Origin of the sequence: Aeromonas sp. QDB14 (assembly GCF_027707845.1) — a bacterium.
In the GTDB taxonomy this organism is placed as follows: Bacteria; Pseudomonadota; Gammaproteobacteria; order Enterobacterales; family Aeromonadaceae; genus Aeromonas; species Aeromonas caviae.
The window spans coordinates 1-24,701 of sequence record NZ_JAPCJD010000014.1 but is presented as its reverse complement, the minus strand read 5'-3'; the positions used below and the strand labels follow the sequence as shown (position 1 = coordinate 24,701).

General features: G+C 62.6%; 26 protein-coding genes. 8 read left to right on the top strand and 18 right to left on the bottom strand.

Translation table 11 applies throughout. The features are described from left to right. Position 1: 1 nt before the first annotated feature. The 5 genes from lepA to rpoE form a co-directional block, all read right to left on the bottom strand. Positions 2–1,795, bottom strand: coding sequence for a translation elongation factor 4 (lepA, locus tag PG887_RS06850; RefSeq protein ID WP_042016225.1), 1,794 nt, complete (start codon positions 1,793–1,795; stop codon positions 2–4). A 159-nt stretch (positions 1,796–1,954) separates the two neighbouring features. Beyond that, positions 1,955–2,416 carry a SoxR reducing system RseC family protein gene (locus PG887_RS06845; protein WP_270821398.1) on the bottom strand — a complete coding sequence of 154 codons (462 nt, stop codon included), beginning with the start codon at positions 2,414–2,416 and terminating at the stop codon, positions 1,955–1,957. 90 nt (positions 2,417–2,506) lie between these two features. After that, entirely contained in the window at positions 2,507–3,487 is a 981-nt protein-coding gene (locus PG887_RS06840) for a MucB/RseB C-terminal domain-containing protein (protein WP_104454755.1), read from the bottom strand. A gap of 21 nt (positions 3,488–3,508) precedes the next feature. Next, on the bottom strand, positions 3,509–4,096 hold the full coding sequence (locus PG887_RS06835) for a sigma-E factor negative regulatory protein (RefSeq protein ID WP_041211670.1): 588 nt from the start codon (positions 4,094–4,096) through the stop codon (positions 3,509–3,511). A 22-nt stretch (positions 4,097–4,118) separates the two neighbouring features. Continuing rightward, positions 4,119–4,700 carry an RNA polymerase sigma factor RpoE gene (gene rpoE, locus PG887_RS06830; protein WP_270821388.1) on the bottom strand — a complete coding sequence of 194 codons (582 nt, stop codon included), beginning with the start codon at positions 4,698–4,700 and terminating at the stop codon, positions 4,119–4,121. Positions 4,701–4,881: 181 nt separating this feature from the next. Between rpoE and nadB the strand changes: the two genes are divergently transcribed. After that, positions 4,882–6,489 (top strand): L-aspartate oxidase, encoded by a 1,608-nt coding sequence (gene nadB, locus PG887_RS06825; RefSeq protein ID WP_270821387.1) that lies wholly within the window; start codon positions 4,882–4,884, stop codon positions 6,487–6,489. 120 nt (positions 6,490–6,609) lie between these two features. Here the strand turns inward: nadB and PG887_RS06820 are convergent, their stop codons facing one another. Both PG887_RS06820 and PG887_RS06815 read right to left on the bottom strand, forming a co-directional pair. Beyond that, complete coding sequence (locus PG887_RS06820) at positions 6,610–6,981, bottom strand: protein YgfX (protein ID WP_270821397.1); 372 nt, start codon at positions 6,979–6,981, stop codon at positions 6,610–6,612. A 58-nt stretch (positions 6,982–7,039) separates the two neighbouring features. After that, on the bottom strand, positions 7,040–7,309 hold the full coding sequence (locus PG887_RS06815; RefSeq protein WP_010675648.1) for an FAD assembly factor SdhE: 270 nt from the start codon (positions 7,307–7,309) through the stop codon (positions 7,040–7,042). A 113-nt stretch (positions 7,310–7,422) separates the two neighbouring features. Between PG887_RS06815 and ygfZ the strand changes: the two genes are divergently transcribed. Further along, positions 7,423–8,334 carry a tRNA-modifying protein YgfZ gene (gene ygfZ / locus PG887_RS06810; protein ID WP_182951366.1) on the top strand — a complete coding sequence of 304 codons (912 nt, stop codon included), beginning with the start codon at positions 7,423–7,425 and terminating at the stop codon, positions 8,332–8,334. Between the two features lie 7 nt (positions 8,335–8,341). Here the strand turns inward: ygfZ and PG887_RS06805 are convergent, their stop codons facing one another. After that, positions 8,342–9,223 (bottom strand): LysR family transcriptional regulator, encoded by an 882-nt coding sequence (locus PG887_RS06805; protein ID WP_270821386.1) that lies wholly within the window; start codon positions 9,221–9,223, stop codon positions 8,342–8,344. A 124-nt stretch (positions 9,224–9,347) separates the two neighbouring features. Between PG887_RS06805 and PG887_RS06800 the strand changes: the two genes are divergently transcribed. After that, on the top strand, positions 9,348–9,785 hold the full coding sequence (locus PG887_RS06800) for a PACE efflux transporter (protein WP_201996509.1): 438 nt from the start codon (positions 9,348–9,350) through the stop codon (positions 9,783–9,785). Positions 9,786–9,855: 70 nt separating this feature from the next. Here PG887_RS06800 and PG887_RS06795 read toward each other — a convergent pair whose 3' ends face one another. Next, complete coding sequence (locus PG887_RS06795) at positions 9,856–10,197, bottom strand: hypothetical protein (protein ID WP_010675652.1); 342 nt, start codon at positions 10,195–10,197, stop codon at positions 9,856–9,858. Positions 10,198–10,380: 183 nt separating this feature from the next. On the opposite strand from PG887_RS06795, the gene cutA reads away from it, so the two are divergent. From cutA to PG887_RS06775, 4 genes are all read left to right on the top strand, one after another. Further along, complete coding sequence (cutA, locus tag PG887_RS06790) at positions 10,381–10,698, top strand: divalent-cation tolerance protein CutA (protein ID WP_270821385.1); 318 nt, start codon at positions 10,381–10,383, stop codon at positions 10,696–10,698. Further along, complete coding sequence (locus PG887_RS06785) at positions 10,695–12,473, top strand: protein-disulfide reductase DsbD (protein WP_270821384.1); 1,779 nt, start codon at positions 10,695–10,697, stop codon at positions 12,471–12,473. The genes cutA and PG887_RS06785 overlap by 4 nt, the downstream gene beginning before the upstream one ends. Before the next feature lie 63 nt (positions 12,474–12,536). Beyond that, positions 12,537–12,989 carry a GNAT family N-acetyltransferase gene (locus tag PG887_RS06780; RefSeq protein WP_052224802.1) on the top strand — a complete coding sequence of 151 codons (453 nt, stop codon included), beginning with the start codon at positions 12,537–12,539 and terminating at the stop codon, positions 12,987–12,989. Between the two features lie 86 nt (positions 12,990–13,075). Beyond that, positions 13,076–13,501 carry a hypothetical protein gene (locus tag PG887_RS06775; RefSeq protein ID WP_270821383.1) on the top strand — a complete coding sequence of 142 codons (426 nt, stop codon included), beginning with the start codon at positions 13,076–13,078 and terminating at the stop codon, positions 13,499–13,501. A gap of 18 nt (positions 13,502–13,519) precedes the next feature. On the opposite strand, the gene PG887_RS06770 is transcribed toward PG887_RS06775, so the two are convergent. From PG887_RS06770 to PG887_RS06730, 9 genes are all read right to left on the bottom strand, one after another. Next, positions 13,520–14,821 carry an NAD(P)/FAD-dependent oxidoreductase gene (locus PG887_RS06770; RefSeq protein WP_041213912.1) on the bottom strand — a complete coding sequence of 434 codons (1,302 nt, stop codon included), beginning with the start codon at positions 14,819–14,821 and terminating at the stop codon, positions 13,520–13,522. Positions 14,822–14,974: 153 nt separating this feature from the next. After that, positions 14,975–16,054 (bottom strand): class II fructose-bisphosphate aldolase, encoded by a 1,080-nt coding sequence (gene fbaA / locus PG887_RS06765; RefSeq protein WP_010675658.1) that lies wholly within the window; start codon positions 16,052–16,054, stop codon positions 14,975–14,977. Between the two features lie 115 nt (positions 16,055–16,169). Beyond that, complete coding sequence (locus PG887_RS06760) at positions 16,170–17,333, bottom strand: phosphoglycerate kinase (protein WP_052815671.1); 1,164 nt, start codon at positions 17,331–17,333, stop codon at positions 16,170–16,172. A gap of 66 nt (positions 17,334–17,399) precedes the next feature. Further along, positions 17,400–18,410 carry an erythrose-4-phosphate dehydrogenase gene (gene epd / locus PG887_RS06755; protein WP_041211676.1) on the bottom strand — a complete coding sequence of 337 codons (1,011 nt, stop codon included), beginning with the start codon at positions 18,408–18,410 and terminating at the stop codon, positions 17,400–17,402. A 50-nt stretch (positions 18,411–18,460) separates the two neighbouring features. Beyond that, a complete protein-coding gene (locus PG887_RS06750; protein WP_043154831.1) occupies positions 18,461–19,390 on the bottom strand; it encodes an ROK family protein in 930 nt (309 codons plus the stop codon). 151 nt (positions 19,391–19,541) lie between these two features. Beyond that, complete coding sequence (gene hemE / locus PG887_RS06745; RefSeq protein WP_043154833.1) at positions 19,542–20,609, bottom strand: uroporphyrinogen decarboxylase; 1,068 nt, start codon at positions 20,607–20,609, stop codon at positions 19,542–19,544. A gap of 139 nt (positions 20,610–20,748) precedes the next feature. Continuing rightward, entirely contained in the window at positions 20,749–21,522 is a 774-nt protein-coding gene (gene nudC, locus PG887_RS06740) for an NAD(+) diphosphatase (protein ID WP_223915464.1), read from the bottom strand. Positions 21,523–21,687: 165 nt separating this feature from the next. Beyond that, positions 21,688–22,293 carry a TIGR04211 family SH3 domain-containing protein gene (locus tag PG887_RS06735; RefSeq protein ID WP_223915461.1) on the bottom strand — a complete coding sequence of 202 codons (606 nt, stop codon included), beginning with the start codon at positions 22,291–22,293 and terminating at the stop codon, positions 21,688–21,690. 152 nt (positions 22,294–22,445) lie between these two features. After that, positions 22,446–23,198, bottom strand: a complete 753-nt coding sequence (locus PG887_RS06730) for a potassium channel family protein (RefSeq protein WP_029314808.1) — start codon at positions 23,196–23,198, stop codon at positions 22,446–22,448. A gap of 100 nt (positions 23,199–23,298) precedes the next feature. Between PG887_RS06730 and PG887_RS06725 the strand changes: the two genes are divergently transcribed. Continuing rightward, positions 23,299–24,549, top strand: coding sequence for a methyl-accepting chemotaxis protein (locus tag PG887_RS06725; RefSeq protein ID WP_270821382.1), 1,251 nt, complete (start codon positions 23,299–23,301; stop codon positions 24,547–24,549). Positions 24,550–24,701 lie beyond the last annotated feature (152 nt).

The following is a 24,701-nucleotide window of genomic DNA, read 5'->3' as shown; positions in this document are numbered from 1 at the left end:
ATTAATCCTTTCCGACGTGGAGAATGGCGAGGAAGGCCTCTTGCGGCACATCCACACGGCCCAGAGACTTCATCCGCTTTTTGCCTTCTTTCTGCTTGTTCAACAGCTTCTTCTTCCGGCTCACGTCACCACCGTAGCACTTGGCGGTGACGTCTTTACGCAATGCCTTGACGGTGCTGCGGGCGATGATCTGGTTGCCGATGGCGGCCTGGATGGCGATGTCGAACATCTGGCGCGGGATCAGCTCGCGCATCTTCTCCACCACCTGGCGACCGCGATACTGGGCGTTCTCCTTGTGGGTGATGATGGCCAGGGCGTCGACCCGCTCGCCGTTGATCATGATGTCCAGACGGACCATGTCGGAGGTTTCGAAACGCTTGAAGCCGTAGTCAAGGGAGGCGTAGCCGCGACTGGTGGACTTCAGACGGTCGAAGAAGTCGAGCACCACTTCCGCCATCGGGATCTCGTAGGTCAGCGCCACCTGCTTGCCGTGGTAGACCATGTTGGTCTGTACGCCGCGCTTCTCGATGCACAGGGTGATGACGTTGCCCATGTACTCCTGCGGCAGCAGGATGTGGCATTCGGCGATGGGCTCGCGCATCTCCTTGATGTTGTTGATGGCGGGCATCTGGGCCGGGCTGTCGATGTGGATGGTGGAGCCATCGTTCAGCTCGATCTCGTAGACCACGGTCGGCGCAGTGGTGATGAGATCCAGATCGTATTCACGCTCCAGACGCTCCTGGATGATCTCCATGTGCAGCATCCCGAGGAAGCCGCAGCGGAAGCCGAAGCCCAGCGCCGTGGAGCTCTCCGGTTCGTAGAACAGGGAGGCATCGTTGAGGGAGAGCTTCTCCAGCGCATCGCGGAACGACTCGTAGTCATCGCTGGAGATGGGGAACAGGCCCGCATAGACCTGGGGCTTCACCTTCTTGAAGCCGGCCAGCGCCTTCTCGGCACCGTGCTTGGCCAGGGTCAGGGTATCCCCCACCGGCGCACCGTGGATATCCTTGATGCCGCAGACGACCCAACCTACCTCGCCACAACCCAGGCCGTCGGTGTCCACCTGCTTCGGCGTGAAGATACCGATGCGATCCACACCCCACACCTGACCGGTGCTCATCACCTTGATCTTGTCGTTCTTCTTCAGGGAACCATTCTTGATCCGCACGAGCGACACGACCCCGAGATAGGAGTCGAACCAGGAGTCGATGATCAGCGCCTGCAGCGGCGCCTCCGGATCCCCTTCCGGGGACGGGATCTTGGCGACGATCTCTTCCAGCACCAGATCGACACCGAGGCCGGTCTTGGCGGAGCAGCGCACCGCGTCCACCGCGTCGATGCCGACGATGTCCTCGATCTCCTCGGCAACCCGCTCGGGCTCTGCGGCCGGCAGGTCAATCTTGTTCAGCACCGGCACCACTTCCAGCTCCATTTCCATGGCGGTGTAGCAGTTGGCCAGAGTCTGTGCCTCAACCCCCTGACCGGCATCCACCACCAGCAGTGCCCCTTCACAGGCAGCCAGGGAGCGAGAAACCTCGTAGGAGAAATCCACGTGGCCCGGGGTGTCGATAAAGTTCAGCTGATAGGTGTTACCGTCTTGTGCCTGGTAGTTCAGGGTCACACTCTGTGCCTTGATGGTAATGCCGCGCTCGCGCTCCAGATCCATGGAGTCCAGCACCTGGGCCTGCATCTCGCGATCGGACAGGCCGCCGCAAGTCTGGATCAGACGGTCCGACAGGGTCGACTTACCGTGGTCGATGTGCGCAATAATCGAAAAGTTACGAATGTGTTTCATCGAGCAAGAATCACTCAAAATTAAGTTAGGGTCGGATATGAGGGCAGGATTTTACTGGATAACCCGGTCGACGGCCAATCTTTAGTCGGCGGGCCCCACAAATAGCGCCTTGTCTGGCGGGCGTTGGGCACCTGGATGCCCTCCGCCAGACCCGGCTCCTCAAGAGAGATGACGGGTATTGAGCACCACCCCGAGCATGCGGGGACCGTATTCCCCCTGCTCGAGCCGGTCAGAAAAGTAACGAACCAGTAAAAATCCGATGGCGCCGCCCAGCAGGCAGCAGAGGATGGTCACCCCCTCTCCCGCCGACAAGAGCGGCACCAGCCAGAGCTGGCCGAGCAGGGCGCCCAGCATCAGACAGAAGAGCGGCAACACGTACACCAGGGCCGCACCGCACAGGATGCTGGCCTGAGGGATGCCCAGGCGGATCTGCTGGCCCACCGCCACATCGCCGGTGAGGGCGACCCGCAGCCGCTGCGCCTTCATGGGAAAGGCCTTGGCGACGGTGCCGGTCCCGCAGCTGGATTGTTGGTGGCAACCGCTGCAGGCGGATCGCCGCTCGCACTCCACCCAGGCGTGATTGCCGTCGATGGCCACTACTGTGGCCAGCTCTTCACTCATGTTACTCACCTGATGACTCCTCACAGGGGGCGGTGGATGCACCGGATCTCAACACGGCGGCACCCTCAGGGCAAGTCTCACGGCAAAGACTCACTGCACCGCCTCGTTGCGGGCCAGGGGCTGCACTGCCTCGGCGATGCGCTTGGCGGTTTCGGCGGGCACCTCGCCCACCACGGTGATCTCCACCCCGACCTCGTTGACGAAGCTCACCAGCGAGGTAGCCCCCTGGCGAATCAACTGCTGGCGCACCGCCTGCTTGGGATCGACCCGTGAGACGTAGACGGAGAGATCCACCAGCCCGTCGGAGAGCATCATGTAATCCACCGGCAGACTGGTGCTGACCAGCTGATGCCGATCCTGAGAGAGCACCTTGAAGCCATCGGGCAACCAGGTCAGGTGCCAGTTGAGGGTCTGCTGGGGAGCGGGATAGGCATCTTCCAGCGCCAGCGCATCCGGCAGCTTGCTGCGTGCCAGGGTGACCAGCCAGGGGACCGGCGCAGATTGCCTGTCCAGATCCACCCCCAGCACCTGCTCCACCAGATTGCCTTCTCGATCCACCATGTCCACCCGCAGCAGCAGATGGCTCTGTTCGTCAATCCAGAGCACGAAGCCGTACTTGTCCGCCTCCTTGGGCACCAGCCGTACCACTTGTGCCACCAGGCCGGCCACCCGGCTGCGGCCCGCCAGCACGGGGTCATAACTCTCCATCACCCGGGGCAGCGGCATCCTCACCAGGCTCGACCAGACCCCGGGGAAACGCGCCCCCTTGAGGGTGTAGGGTTCATGGGTGTTTTCGAAGAAGGTGTATTCGTTCTGGCGTTGCAGGAACTCCACGGCCTTGCCGTCGAGATAGCTCAAGTGAGCCACCTCCTTGCCATCGATGATCCCGTGGCTGAAACGGATAGGCTCGAGGCGCCCCTGGCGGGCCTTGACCATGGACAATTCGAAGTTTTGTTGCGAAACGGCACTCTGCATCTGCTGCAACAAGGCCTCGGCCGACAGATCGTCAGCCGAGGCCTTGGCACAAATCAACAGGAGAGAGGCCAGCAGGATACGGCTGGACTGGCGCACGATCTGATCCCTAAAAATGCGTTATTCCTGAATCTGCTTGTCTTGCAGCAGACGCTGTTGCAGTTGATGGTCGCGCAGGAAGGCATTGATGCGCTCGCGCTGCTCCTGCATCTGCTGCTCGCTCAGACCTTGCTGACGCACACCGGTCCGGCTGCCATCCTGGGGATAGTGCACGCTCACCGGCGCAGCACTGCCACCGACGGGTATGGTATTGAGCACCGGGCTGGTCGGCACACCATCCTTGCCCTGGTACTGCTGCACGCCGAAGATGACGGCGGCAGCCACGGAGGCGGCAATGGCATACTGCCCCACTTGCTGGCCAAAGCGGCGAACGAAGGGGATCACCTTGCCGGCGGGCTGCACCTGGGGCGCAGCAGGCTGTGCCGGCTTGGGCGCCAGTATGGCGGGTTCATCCTCCAGCGCCAGCATGATGCTGTCGCTGAGATCCAGTTGCAGATTGACCGGCAGGTCACCCCGCATGGCATCACCGATCAGATGGTAACGCGACCAGGTATCCTGCAGAGCGGGATCCGTTCCCAGCTCGTTCAGTACCTCGATTTCGCTGAGGTCGCCATCCATCAGGGCTGAAAGTTGCTCTTTATTTGCCATAAGTTTGCCTGTCTTTCCCCAGTTAATGCTCGATCAGAGGTTGCAGCTTTTTATCGATTGCTTCCCTCGCCCGGAAGATGCGGGATCTCACCGTACCCACAGGGCAATCCATGATCTCCGCAATCTCCTCGTAGCTCAGCCCTTCCATTTCACGAAGGGTGATCGCCGTTCTCAAATCTTCTGGCAAGGCTTCTATGGCGGTAAACACAGTACGCTTGATCTCGTCGGTCAGCGCCAGGTTTTCCGGGGTGGCCACCTCTTGCAGGGCTTCACCACCACCATAATATTCAGCCTCGTCCACTTCGACATCACTGCTGGGCGGTCTGCGCCCCTGTGACGTCAGGTAGTTTTTGGCCGTGTTGACGGCAATCCGGTACAACCAGGTGTAAAACGCGCTCTCGCCACGGAATGTCGGCAACGCACGGTAGGCTTTGATGAATGCCTCCTGCGCCACATCCGGTACATCGCCCGGATTGTTGACATACCTGGCCACCAGGTTGACCACCTTGTGCTGGTACTTGCGTACCAACAGGTTGAATGCATTTTTATCGCCACGCTGGACCCGTTCAACCAGCTGTTCGTCCAGTAGATTCTGGTCGCTCATCAGAGCCGTAAAACCCCCATCAGGTTATCGTTTTTCTTTTCCGGCCCCTTCTAAGCGCACAAGTTCAGACAGGAGGAATCAGGGAAAGTTCGCTTGCATTGAAAAAAATGTGATGCGGGCTGCATCACAACCCCCCTTGGGCTACCATGGGGCCAGTTCTTAATCCAGGCCAATGATACTTATGAAAGCAAGTGTTGAATACCTTTGCGACGTACTCATCATTGGCAGCGGTGCCGCCGGTCTGTCCCTCGCGTTGCGATTGGCAGACCAGGCCAAAGTCCTGGTTCTGAGCAAGGGGCCCATCAGTGAGGGGGCCACTCTCTATGCGCAAGGAGGCATCGCTGCCGTGTTCGACGAGACCGACAGCATCGAATCCCACGTGAGCGACACGCTCAACGCCGGCGCCGGGTTGTGCGACCCGGCGGTGGTGGAGTTCACCGCCCGCAACGCCCGCGACTCCATCCAGTGGCTCATTCAGCAAGGGGTCCCCTTCGATCAGGAAGAGGATGCCGAGGGGGAATCCCACTATCACCTGACCCGGGAAGGGGGCCACAGCCATCGACGCATCTTCCACGCGGCCGACGCCACCGGCAAGGCGGTGCAGCTCACCCTGATCGACCAGGTGCGCGCCCACCCCAACATCCAGCTGATGGAGCGCTTCAACGCGGTCGATCTCATCACCACCCGCAAGTTGGGTCTGCCGGGCAACAAGGTACTGGGAGCCTATGTCTGGAATCGCAACGCCGAGCAGGTCGAGGTGATCCGCGCCCGCTTCGTGGCGCTGGCCACCGGCGGGGCCTCCAAGGTGTACCAGTACACCTCCAACCCGGACGTCAGCTCTGGCGACGGCATCGCCATGGCGTGGCGCGCCGGCTGCCGGGTAGCGAACCTGGAGTTCAACCAGTTCCACCCCACCAGCCTGTTCCACCCGGACGACCCCAACTTCCTGCTGACCGAGGCGCTGCGTGGCGAGGGGGCCTATCTGCGCCGCCCGGACGGCAGCCGCTTCATGCCGGAGTTTGACGAGCGGGCCGAGCTGGCCCCGCGGGACATCGTCGCCCGCGCCATCGACCACGAGATGAAGCGCCTCGGGGCGGATTGCATGTATCTGGACATCAGCCACAAGCCGGCGGATTTCATCATCAAGCACTTCCCGACCATTTATGAGCGCTGCCTCGCGGTCGGTATCGACATCACCAGGGAGGCGATGCCCATCGTCCCGGCGGCCCACTACACCTGTGGCGGCGTGATGATCGACAACAACGGCCAGACCGACATCCCCGGCCTCTATGCCATCGGCGAGGTGACCTATACCGGGTTGCACGGCGCCAATCGCATGGCCTCCAACTCCCTGCTCGAATGCGTGGTCTATGCCCATCAGGCGGGAGCCGACATCCTGGCCAAGCTGCCCACCAGCGTGGTGCCCCCCAGCCTGCCGGCCTGGGACGAGAGCCAGGTGGATGACTCGGACGAGCAGGTGGTGATCCAGCACAACTGGCACGAACTGCGACTGATGATGTGGGACTACGTGGGCATAGTGCGCACCAACAAGCGCCTGGCCCGGGCCAAGCGTCGCATCGATCTGCTCAAGCAGGAGGTGCAGGAGTACTACGCCAACTTCCGGGTCTCCAACAACCTGCTGGAGCTGCGCAACCTGTTGCAGGTGGCCGAGCTCATCGTCAACTGCGCCCTGGAGCGCAAGGAGTCTCGCGGTCTGCACTACAACCTGGATTATCCGGACATGCAGCCGGACTCCAAGCCGACCGTGCTGACCCCGGATCGGGAATGACGCCGGATCAGGAATAAGGTCGTTGCGTTCGATTCGGGCGTATGCCCTCCCCCAGATGACCCCGCCCAGGCGGGGTCATCTGCTATGAGCGGCAGATGTAGCAGGTAGAGAGAGACGCCCCTAGCGGACAGCGAGGTGGATGGCGCGGGCCAGGGCGCGGTAGTGTGCAGGGGCCAGGGCATCGGAGAAGAGCCAGAGCTGCCCCTCGGAGCCCCCCACCGTCTTCAGCCGCAACCAGAGCACCCCGGGCAGGATGCGGCTGCGGGGATCCAGCCGATGGCGCGCCCCTTGCCACTCGAGCCACTCCCCGTCCCAGACGAGCACGCCGCTCGCCGCCGGATGGCGACGCAACGCGCGCCACAGGCCCAGCCCCCAGACAGGGAGGAACAGCCCCCATTGCCAGCCCTGGATCAGGCTGGCGACGGGCAAGAGCAGCAACAGAAACAGGATGCACAGCAACAGACGCTGCTGGCGGGAGGCGATCACGGGCATCACTACCCGCTGGGGAGACGCGAGGCTGGCCATGAGGGGTGGCGGTCGCGAGTCGGGCTCAGCGCAGGCTATCGTGACGGGCCTGGTTGCGCTCGAGGATCAGGGGGATCATGGCGGCAAAAGCGGGATCCTCGGGCACGCCGTGACCCATGCACCAGCGGAACAGCTCGGGATCCTCGCACTCCAGCAGGCGGATGAAGGTGCGCTGTTCGGCCTCGCCGAGGCCATCGAACTCGTGCTCAAAGAAGGGCATAAAGATCACATCCAGCTCGAGCATGCCGCGACGGCAGGCCCACTTCAGGCGGGACTTCTCACTTGGGTTCAACATGGAACTCTCCTTACAAAGACCGGGGAATGGTAGCAGCAGGATTTTCCGGCTGACAAACATTCCTTACGTCTTTACCATGCAGGTCACATACTTTCTGTCTCTGGAATCCCATCGTGAGCCTGCCGACCCCTCTTCTTCCTGCCGAGCCGACCCTGTTTTCCCTGACCAATCTGGCCATCACCCGCCTCGGCGGCCCGGATCGCGCCAAGTATCTGCAAGGTCAGGTGACCTGCGACGTCAACGCCCTGCAGCCGGGCCAGAGCACCCTCGGCGGCCACTGCGATCCCAAGGGCAAGCTGTGGAGCGATTTTCGCCTGCTCTGCCTGGAAGACAGCCTGCTGATGCTGACCAAGCCGTCAGTGCTGGCCCGCCAGCTGCCGGAGCTCAAGAAGTTTGCGATCTTTGCCAAGGTCGAGATCGGCGAGTTTCAGGGCAGCCTGACCGGACTGGCTGGTCAGGGGACGGACGACTGGATGGCACAGCACTTCGCGCTGACCGGCACCGGTCTGGTGGAGGGCGGCATGGCAGTCAGGGTGGAGGCGGACCGCTGGCTGCTGGCGAGCACATCCCCGCTGGCCCTGAACCTGCCGGTGGGCGACGAAGGACTCTGGTGGGGGCTGGAAATCAAAGCCGGTCTCCCCCATCTGGAAGCGGTCCATCAGGGGGAATACATCCCCCAGATGCTGAACCTGCAAGCCCTTGATGGCATCAGCTTCAACAAGGGCTGCTACATGGGGCAGGAGACGGTGGCGCGCGCCAAATATCGCGGCGCCAACAACCGCGCCCTCTTCGTGCTGAGCGGCACTGCCGCAACGCAGGTGGCCAGCGGTGACACCCTGGAGATCCAGCTCGGTGACAACTGGCGCCGCAGCGGTCTGGTGCTCAACGCCTGGCAGCAGCAGGGTCAGGTGTGGCTCACCGCCGTGCTGCCCAAGGACACCGAGGCCGACGCCCGCTTCCGCCTCAAGCTGGAAGAGGGCTCCAGCCTCAGTTTGCAACCCCTGCCCTACGCGTTGATCGACTGAATCCCCCCTAGCGAGGCACCCGCGCCAGCAGTGCCTCCTGCAACCAGCGCCCCGCCTGCCCGAGCGGGCGGGCGCGATACCACTGCAACTCCAGCGCCAGTTCCGCCTCGGCGATGAAGTCCGGCTTGAGCACCACCAGCTCCCCCCGCGCCAGGGGCCGGTGCAGCAGAAACTCGGGCACCGCCGCCCATCCCAGCCCCAGTTTCACCAGCTCCAGGATCCCGAGATCCCCCTCCACCCACCACACTTGCGCCGAGAGGCGGAAGCGATGGCGCTCCGTCCCCTCCCGCCGTCCAGTCACCATCAACTGGCGAGCCCCTTGCAGGTCGCTCTCCTTCAACGGCGTCTTGTGGGCCAGGGGGTGATCCGGAGAGACCACCAGGGGCATGGTGACCGTCCCCAGGGAGCGGGAGACCAGCTCCCGCTCGGGGTGCGCCTTCTGGTAGCTGATGCCGAGCTGGGCACGGCCGCTCTTGAGCAGCTCGGTCACGTCTTCCATCAGCGGAAACAGCAGCTCCAGCTCCACCGCCGGGTAACGGCTGGCGAACTCCTCCAGCAGGTAACCAAGCCAGGGCAGGTGGGAGTCATCGTCGATGGCCAGGGTGAGGCGCGACTCGACGCCGTTGGCCAGCTCGCCGGCGATGGCCTGCAGTCGCTCGCTCTGGGCCAGCAGCACCCCCGCCTCCTGACAGATGCGGGCCCCCGCCTCGGTCAGCACGGGATAGCGGCCGCTGCGATCGAACAGCGCAAGGCCGAGATCGATCTCCAAATTGGCGATGGCGGCACTCACCACCGACTGGGCCTTGCCCAGCCTGCGCGCCGCCGCCGAGAACGACCCGGTCTCGGCCGTCGCCAGCAATGCCTTGAAGTGTTCCAGTGAAGGGGTCATGAGCCAGCTCCGCCGTGCTGTTGTGTCGTCACATCTATCTATTTTAGCGATAGATACCAACGTGAATCTATCCGGTTTTGGCGATACATTGCCGCCATTCCCTGACCAAAGAGAGAGACAGACCATGCGTACGACCCGTGACCGCCTGCGCCACGCCATCGGCTTCGAATTGATTGGCCTGCTGATCGCCGCCCCGCTGGCCAGCTGGGTGACCGGCGTCGGGCTCAACCACATGGGCCCCCTGGCCCTGTTCTTCTCGGTGGTCGCCACCGTCTGGAACTATGTCTACAACATCGGGGTGGACAAGCTGCTGCTGCGCTATCAGGGCCACACCCACAAGGCGCTGTGGCAGCGTGTGCTGCACACCATGGGGTTCGAGGGGGGCCTGCTGATCGTGGCCCTGCCGGTGATGTCCTGGTGGCTCGACATCGGCCTGCTGGAGGCGCTGGTGCTGGATATGGGCTTCGTGCTCTTCTACCTGGTCTATGCCTTCGTCTACAACTGGAGTTACGACAAGGTGTTCCCCATTCCCATGGGACAGGTGCAGAAGGCGCTGGGATAAGCGATTCGAGGGGTAAGGGCGAGGCACCATCATGCGATGGCATGATGGTGCTGAAGAGGGCCTCGCGGGGTCAGGCCTGGGCCTTGACCTCTTCCGGCGGGGTGTCGTCCTGCCTGGTTTCCTGGCGCATCATGGCTTCGAGGTCGCTCTGGTACTGGTTCAGCATGCGCTGGGCCGCCACCATGTCCCCCTTGTGCAGGCGTTCGAACAGATGATGCTGCACCACGCCGTTGAGGTACTCCACCGTGATGGGTTGCTCCAACGCCGACAACAGCTCCTCTTTTTCCAGCTCCGCATTGATCTCGTCGACACTGGTACGCAGCAGACCGGCCAGTTGCACCAGCATGCGGCGCTCCCCTTCACGCAACAGGCTCAACATGCGGTTTCTCTGCTGCTCATTCTGTTGGGTCATACATTTCCTTACGTAGAATTGGAACAAGCCCGCTCATTCTGCCCTGTCCTTTTCACAGCGTCCATCTCGGGCGCATGACTTATTCCGGGTGCGGGGGGCTGGGTGCTATTTGCCCCCCGGCCCGGTATAGTAACGGCTGATCCAGGGGGCCCGTGCGCCCCGTTGCCGAGACCGTCCATCCCTATGACCGACGCCATTCTGGTGCTCTGCACCTGCCCCGACGAGACCAGTGCAGACCGCCTCTGCGAGCAGCTGCTCGACCAGCGCCTCGCCGCCTGCATCAACCAGCTGCCCGGGGTCACCTCCGTCTATCGCTGGCAGGGCAAGACGGAACGAACCCGGGAGATCCAGCTCGTCATCACGAGTCGGGCCGCGCTGTTCGAGCCCCTGCGCCAGTGCATTCTCGCCCACCATCCCTACGAGGTACCGGAGATCCTGGCGCTCCCGGCAAGCCAGGGCCACCCTGCCTATCTCGACTGGTTGACACAGGAGACCTCATGACCGCCTCTCGCCCCCTCTCCTTCCTGCTGATGCTGCTGGGCCTGCTCTGCGTCCTGACGACGGCCCCCGCCCGGGCCAGCAGCCAGGATCTGCTCGGCAGCCTCGGCATCGAGACCCAGCCCAGATTCCTCAAGGTGGATCAGGCCTTCGCCCTCGAGAGCGAACAACAGGGTGATCGGCTGCTGCTCCGGATACGCATCGCCGACGGCTACTACCTCTATCGCCACAGCATCCGTGTGAAGGGAGAGAACCTCGCCTTCGACGAGCCCGTCCTGCCCCCCGGCACCGAGCACGAGGATGACTTCTTCGGCAAGAGCCGGGTCTATTACCAGGAGGTGCAGATCCCCGTGGCGCTGACCCGGGTCGGGGACGCGGCCAGCCTCACTCTGAGTTACCAGGGCTGCACCGAGGGACTCTGCTACCCACCCACCGACAAGCGGATCGCCGTCGAGCCCCTCGCCGCCCCCGCCCGGGCGGAAGCGGTGACCAGCCTTCAGGGCACCGACGTGCCGGGCAGCCAGCAGGACAGGCTGGCGGCCGCCCTCGGCAGCCAGGGGTTCTGGATCAGCGTCGCCGCCTTCTTCGCCCTGGGTCTCGGCCTCGCCTTCACCCCCTGCGTCTTCCCCATGTATCCCATCCTGACCGGGATCATCGCCGGGGCCGGGCATCGCCTCTCCACCCGTCGCGCCTTCCTGCTCTCCTTTGTCTATGTGCAGGGGATGGCGGTCACCTATACCCTGCTCGGGCTCGTCGTCGCCTCGGCGGGCCTGCAATTCCAGGCGGCCCTGCAGCACCCCTATGTGCTCATCGGCCTCTCGGTGATGTTCGTGCTGCTCGCCCTCTCCATGTTCGGGCTCTACACCCTGCAACTGCCGAGCAGCCTGCAAACCCGTCTCTCGGGCTTCTCCAACCGCCAGCAGGGCGGATCCGTGGCCGGCGTCGCCATCATGGGCATGATCTCGGGACTGGTCTGCTCTCCCTGCACCACGGCGCCGCTCTCCGGGGCCCTTATCTACGTGGCCCAGAGTGGCGATCTCTGGCTCGGCGGTGCGGCCCTCTATGCCCTCTCCCTGGGCATGGGGCTGCCGCTGCTCTTGCTAGGCACCTCTGGCGGCAAGCTGCTGCCCAGGGCCGGCGCCTGGATGGATGTGATCAAGCAACTCTTCGGGTTTGCGCTGCTGGCGGTGCCCATCCTGCTGCTCTCAAGGCTCCTGAGCGACCTCGTCGCCACCCTGCTCTGGCTTGGCTGGGGGCTGGTGCTGTGCGGTTATCTCTATCACCACAACCAGCATCGCGCCCATTCGGTGGGCAAGAGCCTCGGCGGCTTCATCCTGCTGCTGGGGATGATGGGCCTGGTGGTGGTGGGCAAGGATCTGCTGCTGCCACCCGAGGGGGCCAATGCCGCCGCCCAGACCCAGGCCCCCCGATTCATCCGCATCAAGACCCTGGACGATCTCAAGGTGCAGCTTGCCGCCGCCCGCGGCAAGCCGGTGCTGCTGGATCTCTACGCCGACTGGTGCGTGGCCTGCAAGGAGTTCGAGCACAAGACCTTCAGCAACCCCGATGTGCAGGCGCGCTTCAGCGAGATGGTGCTGCTGCAGGCGGACGTCACCGCCAACGACGACGCCGACGTGGATCTGCTCAACGGCCTCAACGTGCTGGGATTGCCGACCCTCCTCTTCTTCGATCGCGATGGTAACGAGGTGAACGGCCAGCGGGTGACCGGCTTCATGGGGCCTGCCGAATTTCTCGGCCAGCTGGACAAGCTGCGCTAGATGGAGCTCCGGCGTCTGTCAGCGTTTCACCCAGAGCACAGGGGCTGGCTGGAGGAAGTTGTCATGGCAGCCCCAGCCTACAGCTGGCTGACCGAAAGCAAGGGGCCTGTCCCTGCGGATGCCGAAGAGATACTCAAGGTCTGTCCACCGGGGATGGGGCAAGAGGACAAGTTTGTGCTGGCCGTGCTGGAGGGGGAAGAATTGCTTGGCTGCGTCGATCTCATCCGTGGCTATCCCACACCGGATACCGCCTATCTCGGTCTGCTGCTGTTGAAGGAGTGCAGGCAAGGCCGTGGCATCGGCAGCCAAGTCGTCCTACGGCTCATGGAGATGGCGGCAAACTGGGGTTGCACCAACATGCGGCTCGGGGTCATAGAAACCAACCTGCCAGCCCTGCATTTTTGGACCAAGCACGGCTTCCAGCAAGTAGATCGCAAACAGATCGCCGGGTTCAGCGGCGATACCCTGGTCATGACCTGCATCGTTCGCCGTCCCCTTACCTCGGACCTGCCATAGACTGCTGATTTTTCTGGCTATCCCTTGTATCTGGCCCGTACCGTGGCAAACTTTGCCCCTCCTGTCTCGCATCATCCGGAGTTTTGATGAAAAAGTGGTTCATCCCCCTGCTGGCCCTCTGGCTTTATGGCTGCAACGCAGGTCCCGGTGAAGAGACCATCCAGAGCCAGGTCACCGCCAGGTTGCAGGCGGGCACAGATGCTGACCTGTTCGACATCCGCGACTTCGCCGTGCTCGGCAAGGAGGAGCGGATGGAGGGGGTCTATCTGGTCAAGGTGAGCTACCAGCTCCACTTCAAGCAGGGACTGGATCAGTTGCAGGTGCTGCACGACGAGGATCTGGTCTATGACAGGGTCGGCCCCTTCCAGCAGGAGATGGGGCTGATGGAGCTCGAGCGCAAATATGGCGACTTCGAGGCAGGCCAGGCCCTGGCACAGGAGACCCAGGTCTGGATGATGAAGACGGAGCAGGGCTGGCGCCTGGCCGAGTCAGACGCGACCCAGCAGGGATAATCCCGAGCCCCCCTCCCCTTAGAGCAGATCCTTCAGCCGATACCAGAGCATCCCGAGCGCCAGCAACGGAGAGCGCAACGCCGGGCCACCCGGGAAGGTCATGTGAGGGACGCGGCTGAAGAGATCGAAGCCCCGGCTCTCCCCCTTGATCGCCTCCGCCACCAGCTTGCCCGCCATGTGGGTGGCATTGAGGCCATGGCCCGAATAGGCCTGGGCATAGAAGACGTTGGGATGCTGCTCGAGGCGGCCTATCTGGGGCAGCCGGTTGGCGCCTATGCCTATCATGCCTCCCCACTGGAACTCGATGGCGGTACCCGCGAGCTCGGGGAAGACCCGCAGCAGCTTGGGCAGCATGAAGGCCTTGATGTCGCGGGGGTCACGGCCCGAGTAGTTGCAGGCCCCGCCAAACAGCAGGCGACCGTCCGCCGACAGCCGATAGTAGTCGAGCGCCACGTTCTGATCGCACACCGCCATGTTCTGTGGCAGCAAGCGCTGGCGCAGGCGCTTCTCCAGCACCTGGGTGGCGAGAATGTAGGAGCCCGCCGGCAGCACCTTGCCCCCGAGATCGGGCTGGAGGTCGCCCAGGTAAGCGTTGCAGCCGATCACCAGGTAGTCCGCGCTGACCCGGCCGTGGGCCGTGGTCACCTCGACCCGCTCGCCGTAGTCGATGTGGGTCACCCTTGAGTGTTCGAACAGGGAGACCCCGAGACTGGCTGCCGCACGCGCTTCGCCGAGGGCCAGGTTGAGAGGATGCAGGTGACCGGAGCCCATGTCGATCATCCCGCCGATATAGCGATCCGATCCGACCACGGTGTGCATCTCCTCCCGTGCCACCATTTTCAGTGCGTGCCGGTAACCCAGGCTCGCCAGGTGCTCGGCATCCTCCTCGAACCCCTTCAGGTGACGCGCCTTGGTGGCGAGATCGCAATAGCCCCAGGTGAGATCGCACTCGATATTGAAACGCTCGACCCGCTCGCGCACCAGCTGCACCGCTTCGATCCCCATCAGATCCAGCTCCCGCACGCCCGCCTCGCCAATCCAGCGGGCGAACTGGCTGGTATCGTGGCCGATGCCGCGGATCAGCTGGCCGCCGTTGCGCCCCGACGCTCCCCAGCCGATGCGGTTGGCCTCCAGCAACACCACCTTGTAACCGGCATCGGCCAGGTTGATGGCGGTGTTGAGGCCGGTGAAACCGCCACCGATGACGCAGACGTCCGCATCCAGCTCACCACTGAGCTCGGGCCACTGCCGATGGTCGTTGCGAGTGGCCGCGTAATAGGAGGCCGTGTGTTCCTGATGTCCCTGTCTTCCTGTCTGCATGCTCAGCATCCTGCCTGGTTGCATTCGTTTACTAAATTAAACGGGTGTCATCGATAATACCCAGCCCCCCATCCCCAATCCAGCCCGTCAGGATCACAGAAATGCAAAAGGCGCCCCGAAGGGCGCCTTTTCATGCAATCAAGGTGCTGCGAGTTACAGTACGTCGATGGCGTTCAGGTCGGAGAAGGCCTTCTCCAGACGCGCGATCATGGAAGTCTGACCGGCACGCAGCCATACGCGCGGATCGTAGAACTTCTTGTTCGGCTTGTCGGCACCTTCCGGGTTGCCCAGCTGGCCTTGCAGGTAGGCTTCGTTGGACTTGTAGAAGTTCAGCACGCCTTCCCAGGTCGCCCACTGGGTGTCGGTGTCGATGTTCATCTTCACCACGCCGTAGGAGATGGATTCGCGGATCTCTTCCAGGGTAGAGCCGGAGCCACCGTGGAACACGAAGTCCAGGGACTTGGCAGGCAGACCGAACTTCTCGGAGACGTACTTCTGGGAGTTGTCCAGGATCTTCGGAGTCAGCTTGACGTTACCCGGCTTGTATACACCGTGTACGTTGCCGAAGGAGGCAGCGATGGTGAAGCGCGGGCTGATCTTGGACAGACGCTCGTAGGCGTAGGCCACGTCTTCCGGCTGGGTGTACAGGGAGGATTGGTCCAGGTGGCTGTTGTCCACGCCGTCTTCTTCACCGCCGGTGCAGCCCAGTTCCAGCTCCAGAGTCATGTTCATCTTGGCCATGCGGGTCAGGTACTCGCAGCAGATGTCGATGTTCTCTTCCAGAGACTCTTCGGACAGATCCAGCATATGGGAGGAGAACAGCGGCTTGCCGGTTTCAGCAAAGTGCTTCTCACCGGCATCCAGCAGACCGTCGATCCACGGCAGCAGCTTCTTGGCGGCGTGGTCGGTGTGCAGGATCACGGGAACACCGTAGGCTTCGGCAACGGCGTGCACGTGCTTGGCACCGGAGATGGCACCCAGGATGGCAGCTTGCTGGCCTTCCAGCTTCAGACCCTTGCCGGCGGTGAACACGGCACCACCGTTGGAGAACTGTACGATAACCGGGGCTTTGACCTTGGCAGCAGCTTCCAGCACGGCGTTCACGGAGTCGGTACCGACGCAGTTGACGGCCGGCAGAGCGAAGCCGTTTTCCTTGGCGATGGCGAACACTTTCTGAACGTCATCACCAGTGATCACGCCGGGTTTTACGAAGTCGAAAATTTTCTTAGACATGTTTAATCGTCCTGTCTCGTATGCCGTTAATAAAAAGTGGGGGGTTCATCATGAACCGGCACAGCGGCCACATGATAAACGAAACGGGAGGCTTTTGCCCCCCGTCCCGGGTCAATTAGGCTTTGGCGCGCTCTTCGAGAATCGCGACAGCCGGCAGTACCTTGCCTTCTACGAACTCCAGGAAGGCGCCGCCGCCGGTGGAGATGTAGGAGACCTTGTCGGCGATGCCGAACTTGTCGATGGCAGCCAGGGTGTCACCACCGCCAGCGATGGAGAAGGCCGGGGAAGCGGCGATGGCTTCGGCGATCACCTTGGTGCCTTCAGCGAACTGGTCGAACTCGAACACACCGACCGGGCCGTTCCACAGGATGGTCTTGGCGTTCATGATGATGTCGGCCAGGGCCTTGGCGGAATCCGGGCCGATGTCGAAGATCATGTCACCGTCGGTCACGTCGGACACGGACTTGATGGTGGCCGGAGTGGACTCGGAGAACTCGGCACCGACAACTACATCGGTGGTCACCGGGATGTTGGTCTCGGCAGCCAGCTTCTTGGCGGTGTCGATCAGATCGTGCTCGCACAGGGACTTGCCGACGTTGTGACCGGCAGCGGCGATGAAGGTGTTGGCGATGCCACCACCGACGACCAGCTGGTCAGCGATCTTGGAGAGGGATTCCAGCACGGTCAGTTTGGTGGAGACCTTGGAGCCGCCGACGATGGCAACCATGGGGCGCTCGGGCTTCAGCATGGCCTTGCCCAGGGCTTCCAGTTCACCGGCCAGCAGGGGGCCAGCACAGGCAACCGGGGCGAACTGGGCCACACCGTAGGTGGAGCCTTCGGCGCGGTGAGCGGTACCGAACGCATCCATCACGAAGACGTCACACAGGGCGGCGTATTTTTTGGCCAGCTCTTCGGTGTTCTTCTTCTCGCCCTTGTTGAAACGGCAGTTTTCCAGCACGACCAGCTCACCGGCGGCGACGTCTACGCCGTCCAGGTAATCCTTGGCCAGACGAACCGGGCAGGACAGTGCGTCTTTCAGATAGTTGACAACCGGAGCCAGGGAGAATTCTTCGTTGTATTCACCCTCGGTCGGACGACCCAGGTGGGAGGTGATCATCAGCTTGGCGCCCTTTTCCAGAGCCAGCTTGATGGTCGGCAGGGTGGCGACGATACGTGCATCGGAAGTGACCTTGCCGTCTTTTACCGGCACGTTCAGGTCAGCACGGATCAGAACGCGTTTGCCCGCCAGATCCAGGTCGGTCATCTTGATAACAGACATATTCAGTCCTCTATATATTTTCAGGTAATGTTAAAAAAACAGTAACCTTGCGCCCGGTGCAGACTTTCAGCCTGCGGCCATCATGGCCCGGGTGGTATCCAGCATGCGGTTGGCGAAGCCCCATTCGTTATCGCACCACATCAACATCTTGACGAGGTTGGCATCGCTGACCCGGGTCTGGGTACCATCAATGATGCAGGAGTGTGCATCATGATTAAAGTCTACGGAGACCAGTGGCTCTTCCGTGTAGTCCAGAATACCGTGTAATGTACCTCTGGATGCCCGTTGCAGGGCTTGATTTACGTCACTAACTGTCACTTTTTTACGAACAGTAATGCTCAGATCCATGGCGGTTACATTGATGGTCGGTACCCGCACCGCGATCGCCTCGAACTTGCCGGCAAAGTGGGGAAGGATACGTTCCAACCCCTTTGCCAGCTTGGTGTCCACCGGGATGATGGACTGGCTGGCTGCCCGGGTTCTGCGCAAGTCACCGTGATAGGCATCGATGACTTGCTGATCGTGCATGGCCGAATGAATTGTCGTAATAGTACCACAATTTATCTCAAATTCTCGATGCAATGTTTCGATGACGGGGACCACGCAGTTGGTGGTGCAGGAGGCGTTGGAGACAATCCGCTCCCGCCCGGTCAGCACCTGGTGGTTGACCCCGTAGACGATGGTGGCGTCCACATCCGCGTCCGCCGGATGGGAGAAGAGCACCTTGCCCGCTCCCGCCCCCAGATGCAGCTCGGCATCGGCCCGGGAGCCGAACACCCCGGTGCAGTCCAGCACCACGTCCACCCCCAGCGCCCGCCACGGCAAGTTCGACGGATCCCGCTCGGCAAACAGGGCGATGAGATCCTCCCCCACCTGCATGCTGTTGCCCGCCAGTTGCACCGGATAGCGGAACCGGCCGTGGCTGGTGTCGAAGCGGGTCAGGTGCACCATGGCCTCGGGGGCCGCCAGCTCGTTGATGGCCACTATCTTGATGGTCTTGTCGCGGCCGCTCTCGTAGAGGGCCCGCAGCACGTTGCGGCCGATGCGGCCATAGCCGTTGATGGCAATCTTGATCATGGAAACGTTGTGTCCTTAGCTGCGACAAAGGGATGGGAGGAAGGGGCGACTCACGAGAGCAGTGCCTCGCGAAAGACGCCGCGGGCCAGCAGTGCGGCACCGAATACCCCGGCGCTGTCCCCCAGGGCCGGCGCTATCATGGGGGTGGCGAAACGGGGGTTGAACAGGAAGGGCAATACCGTTTCGCGCCCGGCGCGATAGAGGCTCTGCACATTGCCCACGCCGCCACCGATGACGATGACGTCCGGATCGAGAATATTGATCACGTTGGCGAGGGCCTGGCCGAACAGCAGGTGCAACCTGTCCATGGTGAGCCTGGCGACGTGATCATGGGCACTGGCCGCAGCAATCTGGGCGAGCGAGAGACGGCGTTTGGTCCTGGCCTCGTACCAGGCCTCCAGCGCCGGGCCGCTGATGAGGGTTTCGACGCAGCCGCGCTTGCCGCAGTAGCACTCTGGCCCCTCTGGCAACAGGACGTTGTGCCCCCACTCCCCGGCGATGCCGTGGTGACCGTTGAGGATCTGGCCGTTGATGACGATGCCGGCCCCGACCCCGGTGCCCATGATGATGCCAAACACCACTTTTGCATCGGGATGCTGCTGGCGCACCGCCCCCAGATGGGTTTCCGCCAGGGCGAAACAGTTGGCGTCGTTGGCGATGAGAACGGGGACGCCCAGCCTGCGCTCCAGATCTTCCTTGAGCGGCTTGCCGTTGAACTCGGTGGTGTTGCTGTTTTTCAGCAGCCCGGTCTGGGGGTCCCGGGCCCCCGGCGTCCCCATGCCGATGAGTGCAGGACGCTGACCGAGTTTGGCGGCACACTCGTCCACCAGTTTGGCGATCTGGCCCAGCATGTGCTGGTAGCCGCCGTGCCGTTCAGTGGGAATGCGGTGGCGCAGCAACACCTCGTCGCCATCGAGCACCACGCACTCGCACTTGGTCCCGCCAAGGTCGATCCCCCAATCCCACGCCTGCTTCTCCATCCAGCCTCCTGCCCCTCAACGACCCCATCCCGGCCACGACTGCCAACATGGGGGTGCAGTGTAACCCGAGCCGCAACCAGGATGCAGCCCCCTGTGTCACGGACAGCAAAACGGGGCCCGCAGGCCCCGTTCATCACGCTGTTTGCCGCCCTCAGCGACCGTGGTACCGGGCGGAGAGCTCATGCACCGCGTTGACGAACACGCCGGCGTGTTCCGGGTCCACATCCTGATGGATACCGTGCCCCAGGTTGAAGACATGACCGTTGCCATGACCGAAACCGGCCAGAATGGTGGCGACCTCTTCGCGGATCCGCTCCGGGGTGGCGTAGAGCATGGAGGGGTCCATGTTGCCCTGCAGCGCCACCTTGTCGCCGACCCGGCGCTTGGCGTCCGCGATGTCGGTGGTCCAGTCCAGCCCCAGGGCATCGCAGCCGGTGGCGGCGATCTGCTCCAGCCACTGGCCGCCGTTCTTGGTGAACAGGGTGACCGGCACACGGCGGCCCTCATGTTCACGGATCAGGCCATCGACGATCTTGTGCATGTACTGCAGGGAGAAGTCGCGGTAATCGCGCGGGGTGAGCACGCCGCCCCAGGTGTCGAATACCATGACCGCCTGGGCACCCGCCCTGATCTGGGCGTTGAGATAGCTAATCACGCTGTCCGCCAGCTTGTCGAGCAGCAGATGCAGGGTCTGCGGCTCTGCATACATCATCTTCTTGATCTTGGTGAACGCCTTGGAGCTGCCCCCCTCCACCATGTAGGTGGCCAGGGTCCAGGGGCTGCCGGAGAAGCCGATGAGCGGCACGTCGCCCTTGAGCTCGCGGCGGATGGTGCGCACCGCATTCATCACATAGCCGAGTTCGTCTTCCGGATCCGGGATGGGCAGGGCCTGCACGTCGGCCATGGAGGTGATCGGGCGCTCGAAGCGCGGGCCTTCCCCCTGTTCGAAGTAGAGGCCCAGCCCCATGGCATCGGGCACGGTCAGGATGTCGGAGAAGAGAATGGCGGCATCGAGTGGATAGCGGCGCAGGGGCTGCAAGGTGACTTCACAGGCCAGCTCGGCGTTGCGACACAGGGACATGAAATCCCCCGCAACGGCGCGGGTCGCCTTGTATTCCGGCAGATAACGGCCAGCCTGACGCATCATCCATACCGGGGTCATGTCCACTTCCTGGCGCAGCAGGGCACGCAGGTATCGATCGTTTTTCAGCTCTTTCATCCCAGTTCCTGAGTCATGTCACGCATAAAATGGCGGACATGATACCACTTTGTGCAAGGCTGAGGGCGCCCCTGACGCCGCACATCGCCGCAGGAGTGCAAAGATGTGAGGGGGCGCATACAAGCGCCCCTGTTTTCCCTCAACGCGCCTCGGCGAGGCACTGTTCGATGAGCCGGCGCGCTATGGTGCCATGAGGGGGCAATCGCGGCAGCCGGTCAGCCTCAAAGAAGCCTGCCGCCACCAGTTCGTCATCCTGCACCCGGATCTCGCCGCTCTCGTAGTCGGCGGTGAAGCCCATCATCAGGCTGTGGGGGAAGGGCCAGGGCTGGCTCGCCACGTAACGCACATTGGTCACCCGGATGCCGCTCTCCTCGAACACCTCCCGCGCCACGCACTGCTCCAGATTCTCCCCTGCCTCCACGAAGCCGGCCAGCACGGTATACATGGGATCATCCGCCTGATAGTGACGGCGGTGGGCTGCCAGCAAGATGGCCGGCCCCTTGCGCACCGCGACGATGATGCAGGGGGAGATGCGCGGATAGACGACATGGCCGTGATGACACCCCTGGGCCCACTCCCCTTCCCTCGGGGTCATGGGGGCGCCGCACTCACCGCAGAAGCGATGGGTACGGCGAAAAGTGGCGAGCTGCCAGGCCCGTCCAGCGAGGCGAAAGCCCTCTTCGTCCCCCGCCACCATGAGCTGGCGCAGCGGGGCCATGGCCTTGGTCTCCGCCTCCAGATCCAGCAGATGGCAAGGCAGGCCGTCCAACTCGTCGAAGTGCTCGAAGGGGGCAGTGTGCAGATGGGTGGGCAAAACGGCGCGGGGCCCTTGTGGAATGCGCCCCTGTTCATCCAGCAGGACGAGGTGATCGCCCCCCAGCACGAACCAGAAGGCCTGTTCAGTTGATGACATATGATGAAGGCTCTTGTTGAGAATGCGCGCGGCACAGGATCGTTTGCCTCATATTACGAGCGGGAAGGGCCGATGGCGACCCCCGACATGGCCCTCTTCTCGCCAGGCACACCATGAAAAAAGGCCGCCTCTGGCGACCTTTCATCCTGTTGACCGCCCGGGCGATCAGTTCATCCAGCGCTCGCTGCTCTTGCGACGGCGCGGGAGCATGGGCAGGAGGATCCCGAGCAGGATGCCGCCCCCCACCATGGCACCACCGCGGATGAACCAGTCCATCTGCATGTCGTGCTCACGGTTGTCATAGCTCTGGGTCAGGGCGTCGTTCTGTTCCTTGAGGCTGCTCATCTCGGCGCTCTGGCTGTCCAGACGGGCTTTGAGGCTGGCGATCTCCTTGCTCTGCTCGGCGATCTTGCCATCCTTCTCGGCGAAACGTTTCTCGTTGTCGCCATTGAGGTTCAGCAGACGGGCCTTGGCTTCGTCCAGCTCTTTCTGAACCTGGGGAAGGCGTTCACGCAGGCTGATCTCCCCCTGCAGCTCGCTGTTCTTGATCCAGCCCTCGCGGCCACGACCGTCCACCACCTGGGTGAATCCGGCCTCCTGGTTTACCGCCTTGACCTCCAGCGGCTCACCGGCCTTGACGCTGCCGAGGATCCGGTACTTGGTACCCGGACCGTTGTGGATATAGGTAAAGATGTTGTCTGAAACATAGCGGGTATCGGCCAGTGCCTGTTGGGCACACAAGCAGATCAGGATCCCGAGAAGGGCGCGCATGGTCGATCGATTCTCTTCGTTGGATTAGGTTGCAGGCCGAATGTTAAGCCGCCTGCGGGTCAAAGGACAAGCAAAGAAAAGCGCCATCTCCCCGAGTGAGAGCTGTCTCGCAGCGCCGCCGGTTTGCCACGCGACCATTCCAGACGTCGCACCTACTTCTGTTTCAGCGCCTGCACCTCGGCGCGCAGGGCCTTGAGCTCTTTGAGCAGTTGCGCCTGCTGCTCGCTCTGCTGGCGTCGCCACACCGCGGTGTCGTCGTTGGTCTTGCCGGGATGGACGAACAGGCTGGCCATGAAGCCGCTGAGGGCGCCAAACAACCCCACGCCAAAGAGGATCAGCAGGCTGGCGACGAAGCGCCCCTCCTCCGTCTTGGGCACCAGATCCCCGTACCCCACGGTAGAGAGGGTCACCAGCGTCCACCAGAAGGCATCGTAAGGAGTCTGGATCTGGCTGCCGGGTTGCCCCGTTTCCAGCCAGTACATGACGCCGGAGCCGACCCCCAGCAACAGGAAGAAGAGGAAGAGAATGCCGGAGAGGGTGGTTTCGTTGCGTTCACGACGGAACATGGCCAGCAGATCCGGTCTGTCCCGGAGCAACTGGTAGACCCGCCACAGCTGGATGAGCCGCGCCCAGCGCAGTTGTTCCACCATGGGCAGGCTGCCGGGCAGATAGAACCAGTTGCTCTTGAAGAAAGCCATCCTGTCGGAGGCACGCGCCCAGCCATAGGCGAAGTGAGCGAGGAAGAAGTAGCAGATCAGGCTGTCGACATCATAAAAGAGCTGCAAAGTCTGGGGGCTCAGTTCACCGTGCCCCAGCCAGCGAGCAGCCACCAGGCAAACCGAAATCACGGAGAGAAACCCCATCAGCAGATCCATGGTACGCAAATGAGTTAAGTGATGTCGCATACATTTTCCAACTTTAAGCACGGTGCAAATTAATAAAAAGGAAGATAATGCCGATAGCTATGACGGCAAAGGAATAATGGACGTTGAAAGGAGAAAAATTATGCAGTTGAACCCGCTGGAGAGGCGCATGAGCAACATCCGACTGGTGCCCAAGGTGGTGCTGCTCATGGTGTTCAGCACCCTGCTGCTGCTGGCCAAACTCTGGTTCGATGCCAGCAACCTGGAAGCGACCCTGCTCAGCGAGGGCATTGATGCCGCCATGGCCAACACCATCGCCGATCGCCTGCTCTGGACCGGGCTGGTGGAGACGGCGCTCATGGGGGTCGTCTTCGTGGTGCTGCTGCTCACCGGCTCCCGCCTCATGGTCAAGCAGGTCCACTACCTGGTGGGGCTGCTGGAGCGTTTCGCCAACAAGGATCTCAGCCACAGCGTGCTGCTCAAGTCCCGGGACGAGTTCGGCGACATCGCCAAGGCGGTGGCCCACTCCCAGGAGAACCTCAAGGAGGTGTTCGGGACCCAGCGTGCCGCCTGCAAGGAGCTCAACGAGATCGCCTCCCAGGTGACTCTCTGCATGGATGAGGCGAACGAGGCCATCAACGAGGAGTTCACCCAGATTGAGCAGCTTGCCAGCGCCATGAGCCAGATGGTCGGTGCCATTCGAGAAGTGGCCAACCACGCGGAGCAGGCGTCCCACGCCACCGCCGAAACCAGCCAGCTGGCCGAGGAGGGCAGCCGCTGCGTGGCGGCTACCGTCAACACCATCGACACTCTCTCCGGCAACATCCAGCGCTCCTCCACCGTGGTCAACGAAGTGGAGCACGAGGTCGATCGCATCGGCTCCGTGGTGGACACCATCCGCAGCATCTCCGAGCAGACCAACCTGCTGGCCCTGAACGCTGCCATCGAGGCCGCCCGCGCCGGTGAGGCGGGTCGCGGTTTTGCCGTGGTCGCCTCCGAGGTGCGCGAACTCGCGAACCGTGCCCAGGCGGCCACCGTCGAGATCCAGAAGATGATCGAGCAGCTTCAGGGCAACGCCCGCCAGGCCGTCGGCCTGATGGCCGAGAGCGTGCAGCAGGCGGACAAGGGGGTGGAGCAGGTGACTCAGGCTGGTACCCAGCTCGACACCATAGTGCAGCGGGTGCAGGGAGTGGCCGACATGAACCGCCAGATCGCCGCCGCCTCCGAGCAGCAGAGCTCGGTCGCCGAAGAGATGAATGCCAACCTGGAGCAGGTCAAACAGGTGGTGGAAGGCTCCGTCGTGGTGCTGCGGGAGCTGAAAGATGCCTCCGAACTGGTGGAACACCACAGCCAGACGCTGGACAGCCATATCCAGGCCTTCAAGCTGGCCTGATGCTGGCGCCCATCGTCAAACCTTCAGGCTGGCCTGAGGTCGTGATTTGAGTACACTGGAAGGCCCCCTTAGGGGCCCAATGCTGTTCACTTAAGCGGAGCCGCATTGCGATTTACCGGAAAACGGGTCTTTGATATCTTCACCGCCCTGGG